Below are 21,930 nucleotides of genomic sequence, written 5' to 3' on the forward strand. Positions count from 1 at the left end.
CGAACTCAACCCCCAGTACGCACCAACACTCCGCGCATAGGTAAACCCGCAGGTCAACAGGGGTGTGCTAAGCGCTGCGCTGCTGCTGGCCCCGCCGCTTCGCCTCACGCAGCATGTCGACGATCTGAATCCGGTCCTCGACGGACAGCGGCATCTCCCACGCCGTCCGCTCCAGCTGATCCGACATGTCGGCGTACGGGCGCTCTGCCTCGTGATCCTGGGGTGCTACCTCGATCGGCGTGCCGTCGCGGTAGGCGCGGGTGATCGTTCCGGCCTTGAGGCCAAGCGCTCTCTCCCAGTCTGGCCGTTTGCCGACTCTGATCTGAGTGTGCCCGCGTTCGGTGACGCTGACGGTTGGCGCCGAGATGCCGATCCGTCTGGCGAGGGCTTCTTGCGTGAGGTCGAGGTCCTCGCGGCGTCGCGCGAGCTGTTCGCCGACCGAGGTGGGGCCCGGGCTATGGCTCATGGATCCCAAGCTTGGCACTCACTCTCGAAGAAATCTACGCGGACTCTAAGTGATCGCTTGAGGTTCGGGACAGTTTCTCATTCGACGGCAGCGACTCGCTTGCGAATCTAATTAGATTCTGCTTAGGTTCTGGGTATGGCACTTAGGTCGAACGGATACGAGATCCGCCGTCGCCGCGTGCTCAAGGGCCTTTCGCTCACTGAGTTCGCACGGCTGACGGGATACACGCTGAACCACGCGAGTCAGGTCGAGCTCGGCAACAACAACGCCGGCCCCACTTTCCTCCGCAACGCCGCCAGCGTCTTGGAGTGCGAGGTCAGCGACCTGCTGATCGAGCGACAGGCGAAGGCGAGCGCGGCGGCATGAGCCGGCGGATCTGCCTGTCGGTGGACGAGGCGTTCGAGGCGGGGTTCGAGGAGCCGTGCCAGCACCTGGTGCCGGACCCGAACGACTGCCCGGACTGCCGACTGTCCGCCGCTGAGATCCGCCGCCTGGCCGTCCTGCTGCGCAGCGAGCCGACCACCGAGAGCGGCGCCCATCCGGCAGCCGCCTGACCACCACACATGAACGGGGCCGCGCTCCGGCTGTCCCCGGCGCACGACCCCTCCGGCACATCCACACACCCGAACAGGAGTGGAAGACCGTGACCGCATCATCGCAGAACCCGCCCGGGGCTCAGCCCCCCGAGACCCAGCCGACACCCCAGGCCGCGGCCGCCTACGCCACCTTCGGCATCGCGGTCCCGGCCCCCGCCGGCCCCCCGACACCCGCCCCGGACACCACCCTCAACCTGCCGAGGGTGAACCCGGCGGTGCCCCAACACCTCCGCGTCCGCGCCCCGCAGCCCGCCGTCCCGGAGTGCTTCACCTGCGGCACCCACGAGAACGCGCTGCAGGCGTGCCCGGACGGCCGCCGCTACGACTCCGGCGCCCCCGTCCTCTACTGCCCGAAGTGCGTCCCCCCGCCGGCATCGGTACGGGCCGCCGAGGGCGTCCTCGCCCGCGCCATGAAGAACGGCCTGCAGACCCCCCGCGAACTGGCCTGGGCCGAGCACGACACCGGGGTCCTGTTCGACGCCCAGCGCGCGAAGGAAATCGCCAACGGCGCGGCCGACCAGGCCCGCGCCGAGGACCAGGCCGAGCTCGCCGACCTCAAGGACCAGCTCGACGAGGCCCACAGGAACCTTGCCGTGGTCGGAGGCGCCCAGCGCAAGCTCAACGCGGTCATGCGCCTGATTGAGGGCCGCCCGGGCACCGACCACCTGCCCGCCGCCGAGATCGCGGCCGCCGCCGAGTACGTCACCACCGCCTACGACCCGATGCCGCCCATGACCCTCGGCTGGGCACAGGCCGCCCACGTCCCCGACCCCAACGCGGCCGATCAGCGCACCTTCGTCGAGTGCGTCACCGCGCACGGTGCCCGCGCCTGCCTCGTCCTCGCCCCGCAGGAGCGCCTCCACGTAGCCCTGCTCCTGGGCGGCGAGGCGCACGACCAGGAGCCGTGCACGACGGACGGCTGCGGCACCGCCGACTACGACGCCGCCGATCGGGCCCCGGTCGGCTGGGTGCGTATCGAGGTCGCCGGCCTCGGCGACATGCCCCGCTGGTACTGCACCCCGCGCTGCGCGGAGACCGCGATCGCCCGCGCCGGCCAGCAGCTCGCCGCCGACGACCGCGCCGCCGCCGTCGACCCGCACCAGCAGGCCGCCGGGGGTGCGTGGTGACCTCGCCCCTCGACAGCTACCTCGGCTGGGAGCGGCCGCAGCACCTCGCCGACTGCAAGCGCCCCGCCTGGGACGTCGCCGTCCGCCAGGAGGAGTCCATCTACCGCCGCCACTGGCACGGTGAGCCGCCGCTCAAGCACGACTGCCCGGAGGAGGACTGCGGGCACGGCAACAGCTTCGGCCGGACCATGGTCCGCATCGTCTGCCGCTCCTGCGGTGCCGCTCAGGTAGTCACGGGCGAGGACACCCCGGACACCGGGACCACCACGACCAGCACCCGCTACCTCGGCTACGGCCTGGCGCCGCGCCAGGCGGCCGGCCTGCTGCTGTGGCCGGGTGAGCCGTGGCTGAACATCGGCCGTGCTCACGACGACGAGCCGCACGACTTCGTCGTCACCCGTCCCCGCATCAAGCAGCCCGCCGAGGACAACATCGTCGGGCAGATCACCCAGGGCCGCGGCAGGCAGATGGGCGTCATCTGGACGGCGCTCGCGGTGCCCGACCCGCAGGGCCAGTTCGGCTACGGGCAGTACTTGCGGTGGGCGTACGCCAACGACGGTCGCGGCCGTGGCGGCAGCGCGCTGCGCACGGTCGCGGCGGCCGCCCGCTGGATCGGCGCCCGGCTCGCCGAGCAGACGGCGGGCGGTGTGAGCCGGTGACCGCCATCGAGGAGACCGCGAACACGGGGGCCGCCTCTGGGAAGAGCACCCGCGGCAGCGACCAGCTGCCCGTGGGCGATGCCACCCAGAGCGCGCCGGTGCACCTGCGGTACGGGGACGCCGTCCACGCCGCGCTCCTGGCGGTCGAGATGCCGCCGAACGTCCTCGAGGCCGGGATCCGCACCACCGGCAGCAGGGCGGAGGCGTTCTTACGGCTGGTGTGGGTCCCGGGGAGCGAGGACCTCGCCGCCGAGGGCCGCGACGACGGCCTGTCCCTGGCGTGGTCGCCCTCGACGGGGTGGGGGGTGCAGATCGGCACCGACCGCGACCTCGTCCTCCTCGACGTCGACGAGTACGCCGCGCCCGACACGATCGCCGACGCCGCCCTGCACGCCGCCGAACACGGCTTCGTCCTCGCCTGGACGCCGCCCGACCCGGACGCCCGCTGGACCGAGGGGGCGATCGGATGACCGCGCTCCTCGGCGTCATCGCCCTCGGCGTGGTCATCGGCGCCGTCCTCCTCGCCGCCGGCATCACCGACGAGGCACACGCCCGCCGTACCCCGGGCCGGATCCGCCAGCCGGTCCCCGCCCGCCCCCTGCCGCCCCCGCCGACCCGCCTGCAGGTCGACATGACCCTCGCCCGCGCCGCACGCCGCCACCGCCGAGAAGGGACACCCCAGTGAGCGACCTGCCCCACCTGCTCAACCTGTGCATGGCCGAGATCGCCAGCGCCGACCAGCGCGCCCGCGAGGCCGACAAGGCGACCAACGCGGAAGCCGTCCAGTGGGCCGAGAGCCAGGCCGTACGGACCTTCGGCGAGGAAGCCGCGGCCACCCTCGGCCCGTGGCTGCCGCTCGACATCATGGACGCCGACTGCATGCAGGCATCCACCGTCATCGCGCCCGGCATCTACCTCCTCCACACGGCCCACATCGAGGGCGGCATGTGGTTCACCCTGCTCACCGACTGCCGTACCTGCCACCACCACCGCGAGACCCGCATCGGCTCCCTCGAGGCCCTGGCAGGCGCCCTGCAGCGGGCGGGGGCATGGACATGACCCGCACCGACACCATCACCGCCGTCCTGCGCCACCCCCAGCCCGTACGCGACCTCCTCGCCTACGAACTGGGCGGCACCGTGGTGCAGCTCCTCGCACCGGGCACGACGGCCCCGACGTGGACGGCAACCCCGCAGCTCCTCGCCGAGGCGATCGACACCGCCGTCACCCGGCACGACGCCGCGGCGGCCGCCGCCGGCCCGGGCGCCGGACACGCCCTGGTCGTGCACTACGACGGCACCGACCTGGTCGGCATCTGCCAGTGCGGCACCCCCCTCGGCCGCGCCCACCCCGGCAAGCCCCTGGACGCGCTCGCCGTGCCGTGGGAACGCCACACCGCCCTCGCCCTGCCTCTCGCCCGCGCGACCGCCTGACCACCCCTCGTACTCCGGGCGGCCGGACCGTGACCCGTCCGGTCCGGTCGCCCGGCACCACCCAACCAAGGAATCGAACATGCGTCGCAATGACCCGCGACTGGAGACCATCACCGAGGCCCTGCACAGCCTCATCCCCCGCGCTACCCCCGCGTTCCTGTCCCTCACCCTCACCGAGACGCTGCCCGGTACGGGCGAGCAGACCAACACCTGGACCGGGCGCGTCGAGAGCGTCGCCGAGCGCATCTTCACCCGCCTGTACGGCCGCCCGGGCACCCCGCCGGCGTTGTCCCCGCTCGCCCAGGCCGAGGACGCCAAACGCCGCCGCGACCTCGCCGGTGAGCTCGGCGCGCTCATGCAGGCCGGGACCGCGCTGGAGTCCGCGCCCTGGTACCCGTGCCGCCCCGGCGACCTGGTCCACGTCCACTACGAGGCCGTGGGCGACGTGCCCCTCATCCCCGCGCGCGGCGAGACCTACATCGTCCGCGACGCCGGCGACGGGCTGATGAGCATGCAGCTCCTTGCCGACGGCAGCCCCCAGGACACGGAACCCGTCGATTTCTTCGTGGTCGAGGCCGCGGACTGCCCCATCTACGACCTTTGGATGGAGGCCGGACCGCACCGGCTGACGATCGTCCGTGACGGCCTGGTCGTCCACGACGGCCCCGGCGGCCGCCGCCAGGGACCGGTTCAGCAGGCGGGCAAGCTGCTGCTCGCCTTCGGGCTCACGTGCACCCAGGCGCAGCGCTACCTCGAGCGCGGCGAACCGGAACTCGCCCTGGCCCGGCTCAAGTCGTACAAGCCACTGCCCCCGTGCGGGGCGCCCGGCTTCACCGCGGAGCAGCCCGACTGCGCCCGCCCGCGCGGCCATGCCGGGGCGTGCAGTGACGACGCCGACTACACCGACCCGCCCCACGAGTGCCCCACGCTGCCCGAGCAGCTGCACGCCGTCGTCACCGTCGGCGCCAAGGTGACCGACGTCCACTTCGCCGGCCTCTACGCGGACCGCGACGCGGCCGCCGACCACGCCGCCGGGTTCTCCCCCTGGAACTACCGCGAGGACCTCACCGAGCGGTACGTCAAGCCCGCCCCCGGCGCGCCCGGCGAGATGGTCCTCGAGCTGCCCGCCGAGAACGAACTCGCCGCGACCGGCGTGCAGCTGGCCGTCGTCGTGCCGCTTCCGCTGCTCCCCGACCCGCGCGCCGAGGACGAGTGGGCGGCCGAGGGCACGGACACCGCCCTCGGACCGGACGACTACGCCGCCGACTACGACGACGACTACCGGGACGACGAGTGAGCACCGTGGACTACGACGAGGCCGTGCTGGGCGTCGACGAGCCGTGCGGTGAGGGCATGTGCCGCTGCGACTGCGGCCAGGGCTGCGTCTGCGGCTGCGAGTGCCCCGGCAGCCCGGACGAGTGGCACCCCGGAGAGTGCGACCACTGCTACGGGTGGACCGTCGACGGCCACCGCGCCACCGACTGCGCCTGCGCGAACGGCCAGGGCGCCGAGGACGGGGACTGCCTCTGCGGACCGCCCGCCGGGGAGGTGACGCGGTGAGCGCCGTCGACCAGCACGCCGAGGCGCACCGCCTCCGGGCCGAGCACGGCTGGGGCGCCCGCCGGATCGGCAAGGAGCTCGGCATCACCCGGTACAGGGCCGAGCAGCTCCTCGACAAGCCACTGCCCGAGCCGGGGCCGACCGCCGAACAGCCGGTGGCTGAACCGGCCGAGGAAGTGGCTGACCGGCCGTCGGCCGCGGCTGAGCCGGTGGCTGACGAGGTGGCCGAGGTGGCTGAGCCGGTGGCCGTTGCCCGGCTGCCGCGCAGGGTGTCGGCTCAGCGCATCGAGATCGACCTGCGCCAGAACCGGGCGTTGAGCCGGGACCTGGCCGAGCTGGCCGAACTCGGCCTCCCCGCCGAGGCCCTGATCACCCAGGCCGTACTCGTCCTGAAGCGCGCGTACCGCAAGGGCGTCGAGCGCGGCGACATCAGGCCCGGGCAGCGGTTCGTCGTCCCGGACATGACCGTCCGCCCGCCGCTGCCCGCCCACTTCGGCCCTCGCCGCCCGCAGCCCGCACCGCCCGCGGTGGGCGGCTGATGAGCAGGTGGTCCGGGCGCCCAGTCGCTCACACCCACCCAGGGGGCGCCCGGACCACCACCCCCGACCCGACCCCGTACACCCCCTTGGAGGCGCTCGTGTACCGCACATGGCTGCTGCTGTCGGCCACCCTGCTCGCCACCGTGCTGGCGCTGGCCGGGTGCAAGGGCCCGGCGGCCGGCGCCGAGCCCGACCCGAGCCCTCAGGCCCCGCCGCGGCCGACCGCCCCGGCCACCCTCAGCGGCCGGTAGGCGCGCCGTGGCCGACCGGTGGCCGCCGACCGAGCTGTTCGGCCTGCACATCGACTCCGGCCGCAACAGCGACGGCCGCCGGGTGCACCTGCCGACCGCGACCCTCACCTGCCGCCACGGCTGCCACCACAGGGCCGTCGGCGTCAAGGAGGTCGCCCACTTCACCGCGCACATCACCGCCTCCCACGCCCGCAGCTGCCCCGGGCAGCCCACCACGAAGGAGAACAGCCGTGCCTGACCGCCCGATACCGAACCCGAGCATCCTGGCCACTCGCCCGGCCACGCCCCCGCCCCCGGCCCCGCGCCGGCGGCCCGCGTTCGACCGCCGTGCGTGGGAAGCCGCCGTACTGGACAGCCACCTGCACTTCACGGTGCGGCTGACCGGACTGGCGCTCGCCCACTACGCCCTGGACGGCCACCTGCCCGCAGGCGGTGTCCAGCACACGGTGCAGATGGCCGAGCGCACCGGCCTGTCCCCCGAGAAGGTGCGGACCTGCCTGCGCGGCCTGGAGAAGGCCGGGCTCATCACACGGCCGCCGGCCGCCACCTGGGTGCCGAAGGACAAGCCGCGCCCGATCACCCTCACCCTGCCGACCACGCCCGCCACCATCCCCGCCGCCTAGGACACCGTGACCCGCCTGCCCGCGCCCGCCGCCGAGCCCCGCCACCGTCGTGGCGGGGCCGGTGGTGCTGCCCGGGCAGAAACCGTTCTGCCGCCCTGGCACAGCCAGAAAGTCAAGATCCCCCGCAGGGTGTGGGGGGCCGGCCGGTACAGCCCGGGCGCGGTCGCGTACTGGGTACAGATCGCCGCGCTGGCACTGCGGGCGGACGGCTGCCGTGCGTCGGTCGCGACGCTGGCCGGCTACCTCGGCGACTCCAAGCGCACCTGCGAGCGCTACCTCGCCGAGCTCACCGCGCCCGGCCCGGACGGCATCCCCGAGCTGGACACCATCCGCCGTACGGGCGCGGACGGCGACGGCGAGACCGCCGAGCGCCGCACCCGCCCCTGCACGCGCGGCGAGCACTTCGCGTACGTCCCCGTGGCAGCCGCGAAGGCCCTGCGGCATCCGCTGTTCGCCCTGTACTGCGCGCTGGCGTACGCGGCCGCGACCCGTACCCCGGTCACCGCGGCCGAGCTCGCCGAGCTCCTGGGCGTCACCGAGCGGTCCGCCCGGCGGATGACCGGCGAGCTCGAGGCCCTCGGCTGGATCACCGTCCACCGCCGCGCCGGCGCCCACGGCCGCCACCTCTACGACGTCCACGACCACCCCCTCCGCCTCGTCGACCAGGCCCCGCAGGGACCGGACACAGATGGCGGATCCGGTGCGAGCACAGATGGCGGATCCCTCGCGATCAAGGAAGACACTGGACTGACTGACGCGAGAAGCACCGAGGCCGGTGGTTCTTTCCGCCGTAGGCGAGGTGACCGTAGTAAGCCCGGCCTGCCTGTGGAAAACCCTGCGGCCGCGCCCGTCACGGACGTCCCCGAGGCCCTGCGCGGCCCCGCCGCAGCCCGCACGTACGACGGACCCGCGCTGGCCCTCAGCCCCCGCGTGTGGGCCGTCCTGGAACCCGTCCACGACCTGCTGCCCGGCCTGCGCCCGTTCGTGCTGCGGCGTATTGCCCGCGAGATCGGCCGCCAGCTCGACACCGGGATCTGGCCCGAGGACATCCGCGACCAGCTGACCCGCATGCGGGCCTGGACACCCCCCGACACGATCCGCGACACCGGCCGCTGGCTCCTCGGCGCAGCCCTGCCCGCACGCCCCGGCCGCTGCGGCCGCCCCGACTGCCACTACGGCTTCCAGCGCCACACCGGCCTGCCCTGCAAAGCCTGCGAGCTCCCGTCCGGCCGGCACCCCGACAACCGGCCACGCCGCGACCGGCCGCCCCCCGTGCCCCTCCTCGCCTGCCCCGGCTGCGAGGCCCCCTACCGGCCGCCCCTGAGGCACCCCAACTGCCGCCTCTGCCACACCCCACTGCCCACCACCGCCTGACCCACCCGAGAGGACACCTCCTGCGATGCCCTACCCGACCCCGCGCCCGCCCGCCCCCAAGAACGGGCCCGGCACCTGCCCACGCTGCTACCGGCCCGTCATCTGGGCCACCACCGCCCACCAGCGCACCCAGCCCATCGACCCCGACCGCAACCCCAAGGGCAACCAGGCCCTGCGCCAGGACCACACCGGCCGCTGGCTCGTCCGCCAGCTCAACAACGAACGCCCCACCCCCGAGGGCGCCGAACAGCTCCACATGCCCCACATCGCCACCTGCCCCAACCCCGCCCCCCAGCCGTCCAGGCCGAAGCGCCCCGCCGCACCCCGCCACCGCCGCGGCGTCCGCCCCAACCCGAAGTGGGGCAGCCGATGAAGATCCGCAAGGACGTCGCCCAGATGCTCCAACAGGGCGCCACCTTCCGCCAGATCACCGCCCAGCTCGGCGTCAGCAAGGACACCGTCACCGCCACCCGCAAAGCCCTCGGCATGCCGCCCCGGTGCCGCACCGGCCTCACCGCGGACGAACTCGCCGCCCGCGCCGAACGCCGGCACCCGCAGATCACCGCCATGATCCGCGCAGGCGCCCCCACACACGAGATCACCGCAGCCACCGGAGCCCACCCCAGCACGATCTACCGCGTCCGCGTCGACCTCGGCCTGCCCGCCCGCCGCCCCGGCCGCCACCCCCGCACCCTCGCCCAGTCCCTCGCCACATACACCCAGCCCTACGGCGACGGACACGCCCGCTGGACCGGCGCCCTCACCGACAAAACCCCCACCGTCTACACCGACGGCCGCAACCGCAGCGCACGCCGCGAAATCTTCCGCCTCCACCACGGCCGCCCACCCCAGGGCCACGTCCTCCCCGGCTGCACCGAACCCGACTGCATCGCCGCCGCCCACCTCACCGACCGCCGCACCCGCCAAGCCGAGAAGACCCTCGACGCCGCCTACACCGCCATCTTCGGACCGGAGCAACCCCAATGAGCGACAGCTGCGCGCCCACCGCGTTCTGCCCCGACCACCCGGACACGGTCACCGGCGCCGGCATCGCCGCGGGCCTGTTTGCCGTCCTCGCCCTGGTCCTCCTCGCCGCACTCGCCCTCCGCACCGCCGTCGCCCTCGTCCGACGCGCCCGCCCCGTACGGCCCCGCCCGGCCCGGGGGCAGGCGTACGACGGCCCGACCCACGTCGCCCTCACCGCGGCCGCCCTCAACGACTGGTGGCACCACCACCACGACCCCGCCCACCCCTACGACGCCACCGCAGCCGCCGAACACATCCACATGTACCTCGCCAGCAGCGGCTACCACACCCGCCCCCACCTCGGCCCCCTCGCACGCGCGTACGCGCGCCTGCGTTCCGCGCGCGCGATCGCAGGCACGCGCGCGCACGCGAAACCCACCCCTACCCGCCAGTACACATGCCCGCCGCCCACCGACGGGAGACGCACCGAGCCATGACCATCGCCGCCCTGCGCCGCCTCCTCGACGAGATCGACACCCAGGGCGGCCCCGAAGCAGCCCGCCAATGGCGCCTCCACCTCCCCGACACCCCGCAGAAGGGACCCGACCCCGTGGCACAGCCCGTACCGCCGCTCGCCCCCATCCCCGAGCCGACCATCAAGACCGCCGCCGAGCCGCAGGCCATCCCCGTCGGCCAGCTCCTGAAATGGGGCGAGGAGCACCCCGACCCCGCAGTCCGGGACCAAGCCTCCCGCGCCCGCGTACTCCTCACCGGCCTCCGCCGCCGCCACGCAGCCGACCAGGAGCTGACCGCCATCGCAACCGAGGCCGAGCAGCTGGAGAAGCGCCTGGCCGAACTCCGCGCACGCGAAGCCGAACTGGCGCCCAAGCCGAAGAAGCGCAAGAGCGGCTCGTACGTCCGCGACTACGACACCCGCACCGTGCGCGCCTGGGCTGCCGCGAACGGCGTCGACTGTCCCCGCGTCGGCCAGATCCCCAAGACCGTCCTCGACGCCTGGCGCGCAGCCGCCGGCACTAGGGCCAGCCAGTGACCGCCCGCATCATCGGGGCCGCCATCGCCCTCAGCCCCCTCCTCTCCGCCGCCCTCCTCGGCCTCGGCCGCGCATACCGGGCCCTCGCCAACCGCGCCAGCAAGGACACACCACGATGACCGACCCCATCACCCTCAACCGCGACCAGCTCGCCGCACTCCTCGCCCACCACGCCGACGTCCTCGCCACCCACTTCCGTACCGACGCCTCCACCGGCCTCCCCGGCTACCGCGACGGCCTCAACCGCGGGGCTGAGCTGCTGGGGCTGCACGCCGACCGGCTGACCGCCGAGGAGGAGCCCCCGGCCGTCGCCGAGCTGCTGGACTCGATGCTGACGTGCCCGGTCGAGCAGCTGGTGCCGGTGGACCGGGACGCACTCCGCCAGCTCATCGCCAAGGCGCTGGCGGCCACGGAGCTGAAGCCGCCGTTCCCGCACTGCCTGGTCATGGCGGACGCGGTGCTGAGGATGCTGCCCGAGCCCACCAACCAGACCGATGGACCCACCGCGTTGCTCGAGGCCGCCGACTTCTACGAGCGGGTGCTGAACCAGTCCCTCGACCCCGACAGTGATCCGCGGTACTGCACTGCGGTCCGAGACGTCGTAATGGGGCTGCGTCGCCGGGCCGACGAGGCGCAGCCCACCTCCGAGACGCACTCCTGCCGCAACTGCGAGGGCGTCGACCCCGACACCTGCCTCATGAACCCCCACCGGCCGCCGGAACAGTGCCCCAACTCGGAGTTCGACGGCTACGGCCCCCAGTGCCAGAAGCCAGCTGGGCACAACCTGTGCACCTTCGAGGAGCAGCCCGCCGTCGGGGCGCGGCAGGACGGGACACAGCCGTGACCGCCATCTGCCTCATCTGCCGCCACCGCGCCACCGACCACGCCGACGAACACGCCTGCCAGGTGTGCGCCGACGAACTGCGCGCCTGGCTCACCGAGCTCCCGCACCAGGCCGCGCTCCTGGAGGAGTTCGTCGCGCCGTCCGCCCGGCCCGCCGAGGGCCGCCTGGGCGGCACCGGCCGCGCCCACTCACCCATCCCCGCCGACATCCGCGTCCTGGTCCTCCTCGGCCCCGGCCGCTACGACCCCACACCCGGCACCGACGACGACGGCACCCCACCCATCACAGCCGTCCTCACCGCCTGGGCCGGCCACATCGCCTACACCTACCCCGCCGCCCACCGCGACCGGCACGCCACCGTCCACGTACAGCCCTGCGAACAAGCCTGGCCCACCCACGGCCACACCATCCCCGGCTGGTGCACATGGCTCACCGCCTACCTCCCCTACGCCCTCACCCTCCCGGCCGTCACCGACCTCCACCGCGAACTCGGCAACCTGACCCGACGCCTCCGCGACCTCACCCACACCACACCCCACCACCACGAGAAAGTCGCACCCTGCCCGCAATGCGGCAACCTCGCCCTCGTCGCCATCGACGGACAGTGGGGCGTCCGCTGCGAGGCATGCAACCACCGCATGGACCCCGACACCTACGACCAGCACGCCGCACAGCTCCTGCAAGCCGCCACCGACAACACCGCCGCCTGACACACGCTGGAACGCCCCCGCTGGACAAGATCGCCACTTAGCGTCACCCTGGGGGCAGCGCCACACGTGTGCCCACAACCAGACAGCCCCCGGCCGCCCCACCCGCACCGGGGGCTTCCCCATACCCGGAGGGAGGCACCGTGACCGTTCTCCCCGACACCGACGCAACCTGGCTCACAGCCAAGGAAGCCGCCGAACGCATGAGCCGCGGCCGCCAGGCCCTCACCGGCGGCCGCGCCACCGTCACCCCCGCCACCATCCGCCAATGGGTCAAACGCGGCCACCTCAAGCCCGCCCGCGTACGCCTCGACGGCAAAGCCCTCTACCGCCTCGACGACGTCGCCCGCGCCGAGAAAGCCACCCGCGACCGCGCCCTACGCCTCGTCGGCATCGGCGCCCACTGACCGCCTGCTGCCCGGGTCGTACGACGCACAGTGCGGGGCGCCGTACAGGGCAGCGCCCGGGCGGCAGGCACCCGTCACAGTCCCGTCACAACGCCAACACCCCCCGCACACGAGGCGGATGATGTGCCCCCAGCCACACCGCTCCCAGGGGGGACCATGCGCACCCGCACCATCACCGCCGCCGTTCTCGCCGTACTCGCCCTCACGCTCACTGCCTGCAGCAGCGAGGACAACGGCGACCAGGCCGGCACGAAGCCCAGCACCGCCAGCACACCGGCCTCCAACACCCCGCCCAGCGACAGCCCCGCAGGCGCCCGCCACTACGACAGCGCACAGGACATCGCCGACGCGCTCACCGCCGCAGGGCTCACCGTGTCCAAGCCGCAGGAAAAGGCCGAACAGAACTACGTCAGCCAAGTCGGCGGTGCCGCCTACGACTTCACCGTCACCGACCAGAGCCAGGCGCCCGGCGAGGCATTCATCAACATGTTCCCCAACGCCGAGGCCCTCGCCGCGTGGATCCCGCTCTCCAAGCAGTTCGGAGGCGTAGCCGTCACCGGCGACACCTGGGCAGTCAGCCTCCCCACCGACGGCCAGGCCCGCGACGACAGCAAGCGCCTCGCCCCGAAGATCGCCGAAGCCCTGGGCGGCACCGTGCAGCAGTAAGCGCAACCGACGCCCGAGGCTCCGCACACCAGCGGGGCCTTCACCATGCCGGGACGACATCACCACCGACTACGACGACGCGCCTGCACCGTGCAGGCGCCCACAGAGGTCCAGTACGGAGTGCCGCTCTCCCACAACGTGGTGCACCCGGCACAGCCCCCTGGATGCGGTATCCGCAAGGACCGTGACGGCGCCCCAGCCCCGGGACCCTGGGGCGCCGATCAGCTTCCCGGAGGTGAGCGTGGCCACCGACCGCGGCGAACTCACCAGCTACGAGTACCGCCAACTCCGCGCCCGGATCCTCGCCGCATCCGACATCTGCATCATGTGCGGCCACCCCGGCTCCGACGCCGCCGACCACGTCATCCCCGTCGCACGCGGCGGCGCCCGCAAAGACCCCGACAACCTCGCCCCCATCCACGGCGTCACCGGCTGCCCCACCTGCGGCCGCAAATGCAACAACGACAAAGGCGACAAACTCCTCTCCGAGATCAAGCGCCTCGTCACATCCGTCGACTGGTACGCCGGACCGTAGGCTCAGCCCGCTGGCCACCACGGCGCTCGTCCGACTCCCTGCAACTCCAGGGTGACCGCGCCGTCCGTGAGCTCGGTGCTGGACCAGACTTCCCCGGTGCGCTCATCGCCCAAGTTCAACCAGCAGCGGCCCACAGGCGGGGTCGCACCCGCGTGCACCAGCGTCCCGGTGCCGTGCCACGAACGCAGCGGAACGCCCGTCGCACTCTCCTGCTCGACCTCCACCCGGAGGGACACCTGAACTTGCGCGGCGCCCGCACCGTCGCGCTGATCCTCTGCCCACCCGGCCAGAATGCCGCGGCCCTCATACGTCGAGCTGCCTGTCTCCATGCAGCCCACCATCCCACGACGCTTCGCCGGACCCCAGAACGGAGCAGCATGACCGACCGCACCGCCCGCATCCGCCTCGGCGCGCCCGGCCTCGCCACCATCGAGATCGACGGCCAGGACGTGAGCAAGGCCGTCCGCGGCTTCCGCCTCGACGGCCACGTCGGTCAGCGGCACCAGCTCACCCTCGACCTCCTCATCCAGGCCGGGGACGTCGACGGCCACACCGACGTCCACATCCCCGCAGCCACCGCCGCACTCCTGCTCACCCTCGGCTGGACCCCACCCGACGGCGGACAACCCCTCGACCTCACCCACCCATCACGCCACGACGCCATGATCCAGATCATCAAGCGCGAGGCACGCCGCGACCCCGACTGGTTCCGCACCCTCCTGCGCCGCGAAGGCCGGCCCCCCGGTCGGCAACACCCCCCGGGGGGCAACAACCCCCCGGGGGGACCCCCCTCCTCCTCCCGCCTGGTCAAGGTCGACGGCGTCCTCACCGAGGGCGACGCCAGCGCCGCACGCGAAGTGCTGCGCCAGATGGGCGCCGACACGTACAGGCCGGCGGATGCCGAATCCCCCGGGTCGGGGGTCGGCATGGTCGTGCAGCCGTACAGCGACCACGGCGTGCGCAAGTGGGTGTTCCGCTGCTGGGGCGCGGACGACGGATGCGAGGGCCTGCTGTCCCTGGGCCACGGCAGCGAGTCGTGGGCTGAGCGCGCCCGCGACCGGCACGTCGCCGAGGCACACGGCGGCGAGGCAAGCGGCAGCGAGGCGAGCGCGCAGCACGCGTGATCAGAGCGCAGGCGTCTGACCTGCGGCGACGCGGCTGGCGGGATCTCCGATTTTTGGAAATCGGACATTTCGCAACCCCGCGCCCACCTTTCATTTTTCTCTCCCCGGGCCGGCCAGGGCCCCGCCATGATCGCGGACCGGCCCCGGGCGTATAGAGGAGGCGATCATGGCGGCTCGCACCATCGAGATTGGCGAGGCCGGCGGATACGCCGCGGCCGCCGTCGCGAAGCACCGCCAGCGCCGCGGCTGGGACCAGCGCTACCTCGCCGAGCGCGTCACCGCCGCCGGCCGCCCGATGAGCGCCTCCGTCCTCGGCAAGGTCGAGTCGGCCGCCCGCCGCGTCGACGTCGACGACCTGGTCGCGCTCGCGAGCGCGCTCGAGGTCCCGCCCGCGCAGCTCCTGCCCGGCCACGCCGAGGGCGCCGAGGATCAGGACGTCGACCCGTTCGAGGCGGCCGCCGGGCCCGGCATGGTCAAGGCGCGCGTCCTGGACGACATCTCCGCGCTCGGTGACCTGGAGGACCTCGACCCGACGGCGCCGACGCTCGCCGCGGTGGCCGTACGGCTCGCCATCGAGATCGATGCGCCGGTCTCCCTCGGCAACTCGCTGCACTCGCTGACCAAGGAGCTGCGCCAGGTCCTCGCCGAGCTGCGCTCCCTCGGGCCGGAGGAGCCGGACGATGACGACGACCTCGGAGATCTGGCGTCCCCCGACTGAGTTCGCCGACGACCTGCGTGAGCGGTACGGGCTGACCTGCCCTCCGGTGTGGGGTACGCCGCGCCGGCCGGAGTTCCCGACGCTGGGCGGCAAGGTCGCCAAGGTCATGGAGCGGCTGGGCTACAAGCCGATGCCGTGGCAGCGGTACGTGTGGGACGTCGCCCTGGAGCTGGACCCGGCAACCGGTCACTTCTGGTACCGGCACGTCGGGCTGTCCGTGCCGCGGCAGCAGGGCAAGACCCAGGGCCTGCTCGCGGTGAAGGTGCACCGGGCGCAGGCGTACAAGCGGCAGCGGATCATCTACGCCGCGCAGAACCGCTCGATGGCCCGGGAGCGGTGGGAGGACGAGTTCTGGGCGACGATCGAGGTATCCCGTCTCGCCCGCCGGTTCGCCATCCGCAAGGCCAACGGGCACGAGGCGATCATCGCCCGGGCGACCCGCTCCCGGATCGGCATCACCTCCAACACCGAGCAGGCCGGCCACGGGCCGCCGCTCGACCTGGGCGTGATGGACGAGCTGTTCGCCCACGTCGACGACCGCCTGGAGCAGGCGTTCTCCCCGGCGATGCTGACGCGGCCGATGGCACAGCTGTGGTGGGCGTCCGCCGGCGGCACGGAGAAGAGCGTGCCGCTGAACAAGAAGCGCAAGGCCGGGCGTGCGCTCATCGAGGAGCTGTGGCGTACGAGGGTCTTCCCGCACACCGCGTACTTCGAGTGGTTCGCGCCGGAGGACCTGCCGCGTGATGATCCGGCGACGTGGTGGGCGACGCTGCCCGCGCTCGGCTTCACCGTCACCCAGGACGTCATCCAGCACGAGTTCGACACCATGGACCCGGCGGAGTTCGACCGGGCGTACCTGAACCGGACGCGGAAGAAGGCGCCGCCGCCGGACGCGAACGTGCCCGCGAAGGCGTGGCCGTCGCTGGCCGATCCCGGGTCGATGCCGCGCTACGCCGAGCTGGCGCTCGCGGTGGATGTGTCGCAGGACCGCAAGTACTCCTCGATCGGCGTGTGCTCGCTGCGCGAGGACGGGCTGATGCACTGGGAGCTCGTCGACCGCCGCCCGGGCACGGACTGGGTGGTGCCGGCCATCGTGCGGCTGCAGCGGCTGTGGAATCCCGTCGCCGTGGCGATCGGCTCCACGGGCACCCCGGCCGGCTCGCTCATCGACGACCTGGTCGAGGCCGGCATCACCGTGCCGGAGGACAAGGAGCACCCGCACCGCGGGCACCTGGCGATCGTGCGGACGAACGACTTCGTCGAAGCCTGCGGGCAGTTGGCCGACGCGATGACCCAGGGCACCGCCCGCCACCGCGACCAGAGCGACCTGACGTCCGCCGTCCACGGTGCCCGCTCGCGGCGCGTGGGGGATGCGTGGGTGCTGGACCGTACGGCGTCGCTGACGGACGTCTCCCCGCTCGTGACGGTGACGCTGGCGCGGTGGGCGCTGGTGACGCGCGGGCCGCTGGTGCAGGACGACTACGACCCCGTGGCCAACGTGTGGTGAGGAAAGGCGGCGACTGTGGCTGGACTTGACGGTCTCGACACCGTGACGATCAGCGGGCGGATCCTGCAGCCGCAGGGCACGGCATGGAGCGGCGCCTACCTCACCTTCGCCGCGCCGACCATCGTCACCACCTCGGGGACCCGCGTCCTGGGCGGCACGACCCGCGTGGACCTGTCGTCGACGGGGATCTTCAGCGTCGAGCTGCTCGCCACCGACGCCACCGGTATCGATCCGACCGGCTGGACGTACGAGGTGAAGGCGTACCTCTCCGGGGTGCAGGCGACGTGGACTCGGTACCTGTCCCTGCCCAAGGCGAGCCCCGCGGTGGACTTCGGTGACATCGTCGTGGCCGACCCCGTCAGCGGCTCGTTCTCGACGCTGGTCAGCCTTGAAGGCGTCACCCCGGCCGACATCGGCGCGACCGCCGGCCCCGCGTCGTCGACTGACAACACGGTGCCCCGTTTCGACGGCACCACGGGCAAAGTCCTGCAGACGTCGACCGTCGTCATCGCAGACGACGGCAGCGTGACCATCCTCGGGGCCGTCGTCATCAACGGTGCCGACCTGTCGGTCCTGGGCACCGGCAAGGGCTACCGGTTCCGTCGGGGCGGGGACGCCCTGGACGTGGAGGCGACCGGCGTCGACCTGCTGATTTCGAACTGGTCCGACGACGCGTTCGGCGGCAACGGCGGTACGCAGCGCTCCTACTTCCGGCTCAGCGCGGACGCGCAGAACATCCAGGCCGCGGGGAAGATCGAGTCGGTCGCCGCGCTGTACGGGGCGGCTGTGCACACCCTCGACCCCACCACCGGAGTCGCCTCCCTCGGCGGGAAGAACGGACTCACCGCGCTCCGCCTCGCCGGCTTCAAGGCGACATCGGGGGCCCCGGACACCGGCACATGGGAGGCCGGTGACGTCGTCCTCGACTCCGCCGGCGGCTGGCATCTGTGCACCGTCGGCGGCGAACCAGGGACCTGGACATGACGGGGCCGTCCCGGCCCCGCAGCGAACGCTGGGCGAGGAGCAGGGCATTGGGCAAGGCACGACGCACGAAGCTGCGCCAGCGCTGGCAGGCCGCGCGCACCAGGGCCCGCGAGCGGGGGCTGAAGGCGGCGGGGGTGGCGGCCGCGGGCGCCGGTCATGGGCTGCGCCACTTCCCCGGGGTGGCGGGGCCGCTGTGCGTGTCGTACGGGCTGTGGCTGGCCTGGGCACCGCTCGGCTACGTGGCGCTCGGTGGGTTCCTGCTGTGGGCGGATCGGAGGATGCCGTGAGTCTGTGGTGGTCCCGCCGGCAGGAGCCGAAGGCGGAGGAGCGCACGCGCTGGCCCGAGGCCAGCCTCGAGCAGGTCATCGCGTCGCTGAAGACCCAGTCGTACGCCGAGGTCGACCTGTCCTCGGCAGAGTCCGCGCTGCAGTCGGTCGCCGTGTACGCGGCCGTCGACCTGATCGCCTCTGTGGTGTCGGAGCTGCCGCTGGACGTCTACCGGGAGACCGGCGACACCCCGGTGAAGCTGAGGACGCCGGGCTACATGCAGGACCCCGACGGCAGCGGGCAGGGCCTGGAGGACTGGACGTACCGGGCCGTCTACTCCTGGCTCATGCGCGGCAACGTCTACGGGGACATCCTGCAGCGGTCGAACGCCGGCGGGTTCCTGCAGCAGATCGATCTGTTCCACCCGGACGCCGTCGGCGGGTCCCTCAACGACGACGGCACGGTCCACTGGCTGCACAACGGGCGCCCCGTGCCCGAGCGGGAGATGTTCCACCGGCGCGTCAACCCGGTGCCCGGCTACGTGCAGGGCCTGTCCCCGATCCAGATGCAGGCATCCACGATCGGCCTGTCGCTGACCGCGTCCCGGTTCGGGCTGCAGTGGTTCCAGGACGGCGCCCACCCCACCGCGCTGCTGACCAACAGCGAGGCCACGATCGACGAGGGCCAGGCCCGCGGCGTGAAGGACCGGTTCCTGGCCACGCTGCGCGGCCGCCGCGAGCCGCTCGTCATGGGCAAGGGCTGGGACTACAAGCCGATCCAGCTCACCGCCGAGGAGTCCCAGTTCCTCGCGACCCAGGGCTACAGCCAGGCCGAGTGCGCGCGGATCTTCGGCGCCGGCATCGCCGAGATCCTCGGCTACGAGACCGGCGGCAGCATGACCTACGCCAACATCCAGGACCGCGAGCTGACGCTGCTGAAGTACGCCATCGGCCGGTGGATCCGCCGCATGGAACGCATCTGGTTCCAGTTCCTGCCCCGCCCGCAGTACGCCCGCTACAACCGCGACGCGTTGCTGGAGACCAACACCATGCAGCGCTACCAGGCTCACGGCCTGGCGCTCGACAAGCAGTGGAAGACCGTCAACGAGGTCCGCGAGAAGGAAGAGCTCGCACCCGTGCCGTGGGGCGACCGGCCCAACGCCATCCCCGGCGCAGCAAACGACGACGAGCCGGAGGAGTGACCATGCCCGCTATCCGCGGACTGCAGCTGATCCGTGGCGGTGCGATGGCGCCCGCCCTGACCCCGCGCCGCCCCCGCGTGCGCGCCGACGACACCGACGGCGACAGCGGCGAGATGCCCGTGATGACGGTGGAGTTCTCCCGCTTCGACACCTGGTACGAGATCGACTCCTGGTGGGAGGGACGGTTCCTCGAGCGGACCAAGCGCGGTGCGTTCAAGCGGACCATCAAGTCCCAGGGGGCGGCCGGGGTGAAGGTGCTGTTCAACCACGGCCGTGACATGCAGATTCACCAGAAGGTCCTCGGTGTCGCGAACGTGCTGGAGGAGCGTGACACCTCCCCGTACATGGAGGTGCCGCTTCTGGACACCTCCTACAACCGCGACCTGGTCCCCGGCCTGGAGGCCGGCGCGTACGGGTCGTCGTTCATGTTCGAGGTGATCGGCGAGTCGTGGAACCGCGAGCCCGGGCAGGCCGACCACAACCCCGAGGGTCTGCCCGAGCGGACCATCACCGAGGTGAAGCTGTTCGAGGCCGGCCCTGTGACCTGGCCGGCGAACCCCGACGCGACGGCCGGCCTGAGGTCGGGCGTCGACTGGCTCATGGACGAGCTCGCCGAACGCGATAGCGACCAGTACCAGGAGCTCGTACGATCATTCGCAGCCTTCCGGGCACTGCACGGACTCGGCACCCCGTCCCGCGAGGACGGGCCCGCCGCTCCGGCACCGCCCACACCGCAGGCCCCGGCACCCGGCCCCTCGCCGGCCCGCCACGCAAGCGGATTCTCCGCGGCGCAGCGACAGCGCCGCATGTCCCTGCTTGGCGTGAAGAGGTGAACCGGGATGCCCCCGAAGAAGGAAGAAGACCCGAAGGACTACCAGCGGTCCGAGAACATCGAGGCCGCTGAGGCCCGCATCGGGCAGATCCATGAGGAGATGCTCGTCCTCGACAACGAGGCCGCGGGCGAGGCCCTCGACGAGGACGCCCAGCGCAGCTGGGACGACCTCGAGGCGGAGCTGAAGTTCCGCGAGGGCGAGCACAAGGCCCTGATGCGGGCGGAGCGGCTGCGCGAGTCCCGCGAGAAGTGGAGCTCCACGCGGTTCTCGCCGCAGCAGGACCCGTTCAGCGAGGACCCGCGGATCCTCAACTCCCGCGCGGTCTACGACCGGTCGATGGCCGTCGTGGACTCCTCCGAAGGCGGCCGACACCTGGGCGGCAGCCAGAAGGCACGCGTGCAGAAGCTGCTGCGCACGCAGACCGGCGACACCAACGGTGAGCTCATCGGCCGACTGCTGCTGGCCACGGAGAACCCGCACTACCGCTCCGCGTTCCAGAAGATCGCCGCCAGCACGGCGCCGGTGTTCACGCCGGAGGAGTCCCGCGCGATCGAGCAGGTCACCCTCATCAAGCGTGCGATGAGCGTCGGCTCGAACGCCGGCGGCGGGTTCGCGGTGCCGGTGCTGATCGACCCGACGATCATCCTCACCGAGCAGGAGTCGGAGAACGACATCCTGCGCCTGGCCCGCGTGGAGACCATCACCAACGACACCTGGAAGGGCCTGTCCACCGCCGGCGTGTCCTGGCAGTTCCAGGCCGAGGCGTCCGCGACGACGGACAACAGCCCGACGATCGCGCAGCCCGAGGTGCCCACCCACCGGGCGGACGGCTTCATCCCGTTCAGCATCGAGATCGGGATGGACTGGCCCGGGTTCGCCGAGCAGATGTCCATGCTGCTGTCCGAGGGCTACGACGAGCTGCTCGCCGAGAAGCTCACCACCGGCTCCGGCTCGGACGAGCCGACCGGCCTGGTGACCGCGCTGGACGCGGTGACCAACCCGGCGAACATCGAGATCGCCTCCACGAGCGTGCTGCAGGCGTCCGACATCTATGGCCTGTGGGACGCGCTGCCGCAGAAGTACCGGCGGAAGATGACGACGGCCTGGCTGTCGTCGACGAACATCCAGAACAACATCCGGCAGCTCGGCACGACCGACCCGAACTTCACGATCAACCTCACCGAAGAGGCGATCCCGCGGATGTTCGGCCGCGAGTACCCGATGAACGACTTCATGTCGGACTTCGTCGCGGGTACCGGCGCCGAGCCGCTGCTCGTCGTCGGCGACTTCAAGAACTACCTGGTCGCCCAGCGCGCCGGCATGCAGGTCGAGTTCCTGCCGATGCTCTTCGACGTCACCAACAACCGGCCCACCGGCCAGCGCGGCTGGTTCGCCTGGGCCCGGGTCGGCGCCGACGTCATCAACGACAGCGCCTTCCGGCTGCTCACCAACCGCAGCGCCTGACCGCGCTGCCTGAACCCCGGGCCGCGGC

General features: G+C 72.5%; 35 protein-coding genes. 33 read left to right on the forward strand and 2 right to left on the reverse strand.

The genetic code is table 11. The annotated features are described in order from the left end of the window. Positions 1-67: 67 nt before the first annotated feature. Complete coding sequence (locus tag ACH5AC_RS37250) at positions 68-466, reverse strand: helix-turn-helix domain-containing protein (protein WP_398866797.1); 399 nt, start codon at positions 464-466, stop codon at positions 68-70. A 135-nt stretch (positions 467-601) separates the two neighbouring features. Between ACH5AC_RS37250 and ACH5AC_RS37255 the strand changes: the two genes are divergently transcribed. The 25 genes from ACH5AC_RS37255 (at position 602) to ACH5AC_RS37375 (ending at position 13,804) form a co-directional block, all read left to right on the forward strand. Further along, positions 602-832, forward strand: a complete 231-nt coding sequence (locus tag ACH5AC_RS37255) for a helix-turn-helix domain-containing protein (protein ID WP_398866798.1) — start codon at positions 602-604, stop codon at positions 830-832. After that, positions 829-1,020: a hypothetical protein gene (locus ACH5AC_RS37260; RefSeq protein WP_398866799.1), complete on the forward strand. Its 192-nt coding sequence runs from the start codon at positions 829-831 to the stop codon at positions 1,018-1,020. The genes ACH5AC_RS37255 and ACH5AC_RS37260 overlap by 4 nt, the downstream gene beginning before the upstream one ends. A gap of 89 nt (positions 1,021-1,109) precedes the next feature. After that, positions 1,110-2,189, forward strand: coding sequence for a hypothetical protein (locus ACH5AC_RS37265; protein ID WP_398866800.1), 1,080 nt, complete (start codon positions 1,110-1,112; stop codon positions 2,187-2,189). After that, on the forward strand, positions 2,186-2,848 hold the full coding sequence (locus ACH5AC_RS37270; RefSeq protein WP_398866801.1) for a hypothetical protein: 663 nt from the start codon (positions 2,186-2,188) through the stop codon (positions 2,846-2,848). Before ACH5AC_RS37265 ends, ACH5AC_RS37270 begins: the two co-directional genes overlap by 4 nt. Then, a complete protein-coding gene (locus tag ACH5AC_RS37275) occupies positions 2,845-3,318 on the forward strand; it encodes a hypothetical protein (protein WP_398866802.1) in 474 nt (157 codons plus the stop codon). Before ACH5AC_RS37270 ends, ACH5AC_RS37275 begins: the two co-directional genes overlap by 4 nt. After that, positions 3,315-3,533, forward strand: coding sequence for a hypothetical protein (locus ACH5AC_RS37280; protein WP_398866803.1), 219 nt, complete (start codon positions 3,315-3,317; stop codon positions 3,531-3,533). Before ACH5AC_RS37275 ends, ACH5AC_RS37280 begins: the two co-directional genes overlap by 4 nt. Beyond that, on the forward strand, positions 3,530-3,907 hold the full coding sequence (locus ACH5AC_RS37285; RefSeq protein WP_398866804.1) for a hypothetical protein: 378 nt from the start codon (positions 3,530-3,532) through the stop codon (positions 3,905-3,907). The genes ACH5AC_RS37280 and ACH5AC_RS37285 overlap by 4 nt, the downstream gene beginning before the upstream one ends. Then, positions 3,904-4,281 carry a hypothetical protein gene (locus tag ACH5AC_RS37290; protein ID WP_398866805.1) on the forward strand — a complete coding sequence of 126 codons (378 nt, stop codon included), beginning with the start codon at positions 3,904-3,906 and terminating at the stop codon, positions 4,279-4,281. The genes ACH5AC_RS37285 and ACH5AC_RS37290 overlap by 4 nt, the downstream gene beginning before the upstream one ends. A gap of 79 nt (positions 4,282-4,360) precedes the next feature. Then, on the forward strand, positions 4,361-5,578 hold the full coding sequence (locus ACH5AC_RS37295; protein WP_398866806.1) for a hypothetical protein: 1,218 nt from the start codon (positions 4,361-4,363) through the stop codon (positions 5,576-5,578). After that, entirely contained in the window at positions 5,575-5,841 is a 267-nt protein-coding gene (locus ACH5AC_RS37300) for a hypothetical protein (RefSeq protein WP_398866807.1), read from the forward strand. The genes ACH5AC_RS37295 and ACH5AC_RS37300 overlap by 4 nt, the downstream gene beginning before the upstream one ends. Further along, a complete protein-coding gene (locus ACH5AC_RS37305) occupies positions 5,838-6,380 on the forward strand; it encodes a hypothetical protein (protein WP_398866808.1) in 543 nt (180 codons plus the stop codon). Before ACH5AC_RS37300 ends, ACH5AC_RS37305 begins: the two co-directional genes overlap by 4 nt. Positions 6,381-6,478: 98 nt before the next feature. Continuing rightward, the gene (locus ACH5AC_RS37310; RefSeq protein ID WP_398866809.1) at positions 6,479-6,631 is read left to right on the forward strand and encodes a hypothetical protein; all 153 of its coding nucleotides are present in this window, start codon (positions 6,479-6,481) and stop codon (positions 6,629-6,631) included. Between the two features lie 7 nt (positions 6,632-6,638). Continuing rightward, positions 6,639-6,869, forward strand: coding sequence for a hypothetical protein (locus ACH5AC_RS37315; protein WP_398866810.1), 231 nt, complete (start codon positions 6,639-6,641; stop codon positions 6,867-6,869). Further along, complete coding sequence (locus tag ACH5AC_RS37320; RefSeq protein ID WP_398866811.1) at positions 6,862-7,254, forward strand: hypothetical protein; 393 nt, start codon at positions 6,862-6,864, stop codon at positions 7,252-7,254. The genes ACH5AC_RS37315 and ACH5AC_RS37320 overlap by 8 nt, the downstream gene beginning before the upstream one ends. A 6-nt stretch (positions 7,255-7,260) precedes the next feature. Continuing rightward, positions 7,261-8,628 (forward strand): hypothetical protein, encoded by a 1,368-nt coding sequence (locus ACH5AC_RS37325; protein WP_398866812.1) that lies wholly within the window; start codon positions 7,261-7,263, stop codon positions 8,626-8,628. 25 nt (positions 8,629-8,653) lie between these two features. Beyond that, positions 8,654-9,001 carry a hypothetical protein gene (locus tag ACH5AC_RS37330; RefSeq protein WP_398866813.1) on the forward strand — a complete coding sequence of 116 codons (348 nt, stop codon included), beginning with the start codon at positions 8,654-8,656 and terminating at the stop codon, positions 8,999-9,001. Further along, a complete protein-coding gene (locus tag ACH5AC_RS37335; RefSeq protein ID WP_398866814.1) occupies positions 8,998-9,615 on the forward strand; it encodes a hypothetical protein in 618 nt (205 codons plus the stop codon). The genes ACH5AC_RS37330 and ACH5AC_RS37335 overlap by 4 nt, the downstream gene beginning before the upstream one ends. Continuing rightward, positions 9,612-10,091, forward strand: coding sequence for a hypothetical protein (locus tag ACH5AC_RS37340; protein ID WP_398866815.1), 480 nt, complete (start codon positions 9,612-9,614; stop codon positions 10,089-10,091). The genes ACH5AC_RS37335 and ACH5AC_RS37340 overlap by 4 nt, the downstream gene beginning before the upstream one ends. Further along, a complete protein-coding gene (locus tag ACH5AC_RS37345; RefSeq protein ID WP_398866816.1) occupies positions 10,088-10,645 on the forward strand; it encodes a histone-like nucleoid-structuring protein Lsr2 in 558 nt (185 codons plus the stop codon). The genes ACH5AC_RS37340 and ACH5AC_RS37345 overlap by 4 nt, the downstream gene beginning before the upstream one ends. After that, positions 10,642-10,764 (forward strand): hypothetical protein, encoded by a 123-nt coding sequence (locus tag ACH5AC_RS37350; protein WP_398866817.1) that lies wholly within the window; start codon positions 10,642-10,644, stop codon positions 10,762-10,764. The genes ACH5AC_RS37345 and ACH5AC_RS37350 overlap by 4 nt, the downstream gene beginning before the upstream one ends. Further along, positions 10,761-11,489, forward strand: coding sequence for a hypothetical protein (locus tag ACH5AC_RS37355; RefSeq protein WP_398866818.1), 729 nt, complete (start codon positions 10,761-10,763; stop codon positions 11,487-11,489). Before ACH5AC_RS37350 ends, ACH5AC_RS37355 begins: the two co-directional genes overlap by 4 nt. Continuing rightward, entirely contained in the window at positions 11,486-12,199 is a 714-nt protein-coding gene (locus ACH5AC_RS37360; RefSeq protein WP_398866819.1) for a hypothetical protein, read from the forward strand. Before ACH5AC_RS37355 ends, ACH5AC_RS37360 begins: the two co-directional genes overlap by 4 nt. A gap of 140 nt (positions 12,200-12,339) precedes the next feature. After that, complete coding sequence (locus ACH5AC_RS37365) at positions 12,340-12,603, forward strand: MerR family transcriptional regulator (protein WP_398866820.1); 264 nt, start codon at positions 12,340-12,342, stop codon at positions 12,601-12,603. Between the two features lie 156 nt (positions 12,604-12,759). Further along, entirely contained in the window at positions 12,760-13,269 is a 510-nt protein-coding gene (locus ACH5AC_RS37370; protein WP_398866821.1) for a hypothetical protein, read from the forward strand. 241 nt (positions 13,270-13,510) lie between these two features. After that, the gene (locus tag ACH5AC_RS37375) at positions 13,511-13,804 is read left to right on the forward strand and encodes an HNH endonuclease (RefSeq protein WP_398866822.1); all 294 of its coding nucleotides are present in this window, start codon (positions 13,511-13,513) and stop codon (positions 13,802-13,804) included. Between the two features lie 2 nt (positions 13,805-13,806). Here the strand turns inward: ACH5AC_RS37375 and ACH5AC_RS37380 are convergent, their stop codons facing one another. Next, positions 13,807-14,133 carry a hypothetical protein gene (locus ACH5AC_RS37380; protein WP_398866823.1) on the reverse strand — a complete coding sequence of 109 codons (327 nt, stop codon included), beginning with the start codon at positions 14,131-14,133 and terminating at the stop codon, positions 13,807-13,809. A 48-nt stretch (positions 14,134-14,181) separates the two neighbouring features. Between ACH5AC_RS37380 and ACH5AC_RS37385 the strand changes: the two genes are divergently transcribed. From ACH5AC_RS37385 to ACH5AC_RS37420, 8 genes are all read left to right on the forward strand, one after another. After that, a complete protein-coding gene (locus tag ACH5AC_RS37385; protein WP_398866825.1) occupies positions 14,182-14,928 on the forward strand; it encodes a hypothetical protein in 747 nt (248 codons plus the stop codon). A gap of 166 nt (positions 14,929-15,094) precedes the next feature. Next, entirely contained in the window at positions 15,095-15,646 is a 552-nt protein-coding gene (locus ACH5AC_RS37390; RefSeq protein WP_398866826.1) for a helix-turn-helix domain-containing protein, read from the forward strand. Continuing rightward, positions 15,609-17,153: a terminase gene (locus ACH5AC_RS37395; RefSeq protein WP_398866827.1), complete on the forward strand. Its 1,545-nt coding sequence runs from the start codon at positions 15,609-15,611 to the stop codon at positions 17,151-17,153. Before ACH5AC_RS37390 ends, ACH5AC_RS37395 begins: the two co-directional genes overlap by 38 nt. 15 nt (positions 17,154-17,168) lie before the next feature. Then, positions 17,169-18,137 (forward strand): hypothetical protein, encoded by a 969-nt coding sequence (locus ACH5AC_RS37400; RefSeq protein ID WP_398866828.1) that lies wholly within the window; start codon positions 17,169-17,171, stop codon positions 18,135-18,137. A 47-nt stretch (positions 18,138-18,184) separates the two neighbouring features. Then, the gene (locus tag ACH5AC_RS37405; RefSeq protein WP_398866829.1) at positions 18,185-18,424 is read left to right on the forward strand and encodes a hypothetical protein; all 240 of its coding nucleotides are present in this window, start codon (positions 18,185-18,187) and stop codon (positions 18,422-18,424) included. Further along, entirely contained in the window at positions 18,421-19,605 is a 1,185-nt protein-coding gene (locus ACH5AC_RS37410) for a phage portal protein (protein ID WP_398866830.1), read from the forward strand. The genes ACH5AC_RS37405 and ACH5AC_RS37410 overlap by 4 nt, the downstream gene beginning before the upstream one ends. A 2-nt stretch (positions 19,606-19,607) precedes the next feature. After that, a complete protein-coding gene (locus tag ACH5AC_RS37415) occupies positions 19,608-20,438 on the forward strand; it encodes an HK97 family phage prohead protease (protein WP_398866831.1) in 831 nt (276 codons plus the stop codon). A 6-nt stretch (positions 20,439-20,444) separates the two neighbouring features. Beyond that, positions 20,445-21,902 (forward strand): phage major capsid protein, encoded by a 1,458-nt coding sequence (locus ACH5AC_RS37420; protein ID WP_398866832.1) that lies wholly within the window; start codon positions 20,445-20,447, stop codon positions 21,900-21,902. Positions 21,903-21,930 lie beyond the last annotated feature (28 nt).

Source organism: Streptomyces sp. NPDC018693, from assembly GCF_044391385.1.
GTDB lineage: Bacteria > Actinomycetota > Actinomycetes > Streptomycetales > Streptomycetaceae > Streptomyces.

Excerpts from the sequence above, each read along its gene's own strand:
- ACH5AC_RS37250 (WP_398866797.1), bottom strand. The coding sequence starts at position 466 with ATGAGCCATAGCCCGGGCCCCACCTCGGTCGGCGAACAGCTCGCGCGA.
- ACH5AC_RS37255 (WP_398866798.1), top strand. The coding sequence starts at position 602 with ATGGCACTTAGGTCGAACGGATACGAGATCCGCCGTCGCCGCGTGCTC.
- ACH5AC_RS37260 (WP_398866799.1), top strand. The coding sequence starts at position 829 with ATGAGCCGGCGGATCTGCCTGTCGGTGGACGAGGCGTTCGAGGCGGGG.
- ACH5AC_RS37280 (WP_398866803.1), top strand. The coding sequence starts at position 3,315 with ATGACCGCGCTCCTCGGCGTCATCGCCCTCGGCGTGGTCATCGGCGCC.
- ACH5AC_RS37290 (WP_398866805.1), top strand. The coding sequence starts at position 3,904 with ATGACCCGCACCGACACCATCACCGCCGTCCTGCGCCACCCCCAGCCC.
- ACH5AC_RS37295 (WP_398866806.1), top strand. The coding sequence starts at position 4,361 with ATGCGTCGCAATGACCCGCGACTGGAGACCATCACCGAGGCCCTGCAC.
- ACH5AC_RS37330 (WP_398866813.1), top strand. The coding sequence starts at position 8,654 with ATGCCCTACCCGACCCCGCGCCCGCCCGCCCCCAAGAACGGGCCCGGC.
- ACH5AC_RS37335 (WP_398866814.1), top strand. The coding sequence starts at position 8,998 with ATGAAGATCCGCAAGGACGTCGCCCAGATGCTCCAACAGGGCGCCACC.
- ACH5AC_RS37340 (WP_398866815.1), top strand. The coding sequence starts at position 9,612 with ATGAGCGACAGCTGCGCGCCCACCGCGTTCTGCCCCGACCACCCGGAC.
- ACH5AC_RS37345 (WP_398866816.1), top strand. The coding sequence starts at position 10,088 with ATGACCATCGCCGCCCTGCGCCGCCTCCTCGACGAGATCGACACCCAG.
- ACH5AC_RS37355 (WP_398866818.1), top strand. The coding sequence starts at position 10,761 with ATGACCGACCCCATCACCCTCAACCGCGACCAGCTCGCCGCACTCCTC.
- ACH5AC_RS37370 (WP_398866821.1), top strand. The coding sequence starts at position 12,760 with ATGCGCACCCGCACCATCACCGCCGCCGTTCTCGCCGTACTCGCCCTC.
- ACH5AC_RS37380 (WP_398866823.1), bottom strand. The coding sequence starts at position 14,133 with ATGGAGACAGGCAGCTCGACGTATGAGGGCCGCGGCATTCTGGCCGGG.
- ACH5AC_RS37385 (WP_398866825.1), top strand. The coding sequence starts at position 14,182 with ATGACCGACCGCACCGCCCGCATCCGCCTCGGCGCGCCCGGCCTCGCC.
- ACH5AC_RS37390 (WP_398866826.1), top strand. The coding sequence starts at position 15,095 with ATGGCGGCTCGCACCATCGAGATTGGCGAGGCCGGCGGATACGCCGCG.
- ACH5AC_RS37395 (WP_398866827.1), top strand. The coding sequence starts at position 15,609 with ATGACGACGACCTCGGAGATCTGGCGTCCCCCGACTGAGTTCGCCGAC.
- ACH5AC_RS37415 (WP_398866831.1), top strand. The coding sequence starts at position 19,608 with ATGCCCGCTATCCGCGGACTGCAGCTGATCCGTGGCGGTGCGATGGCG.
- ACH5AC_RS37420 (WP_398866832.1), top strand. The coding sequence starts at position 20,445 with ATGCCCCCGAAGAAGGAAGAAGACCCGAAGGACTACCAGCGGTCCGAG.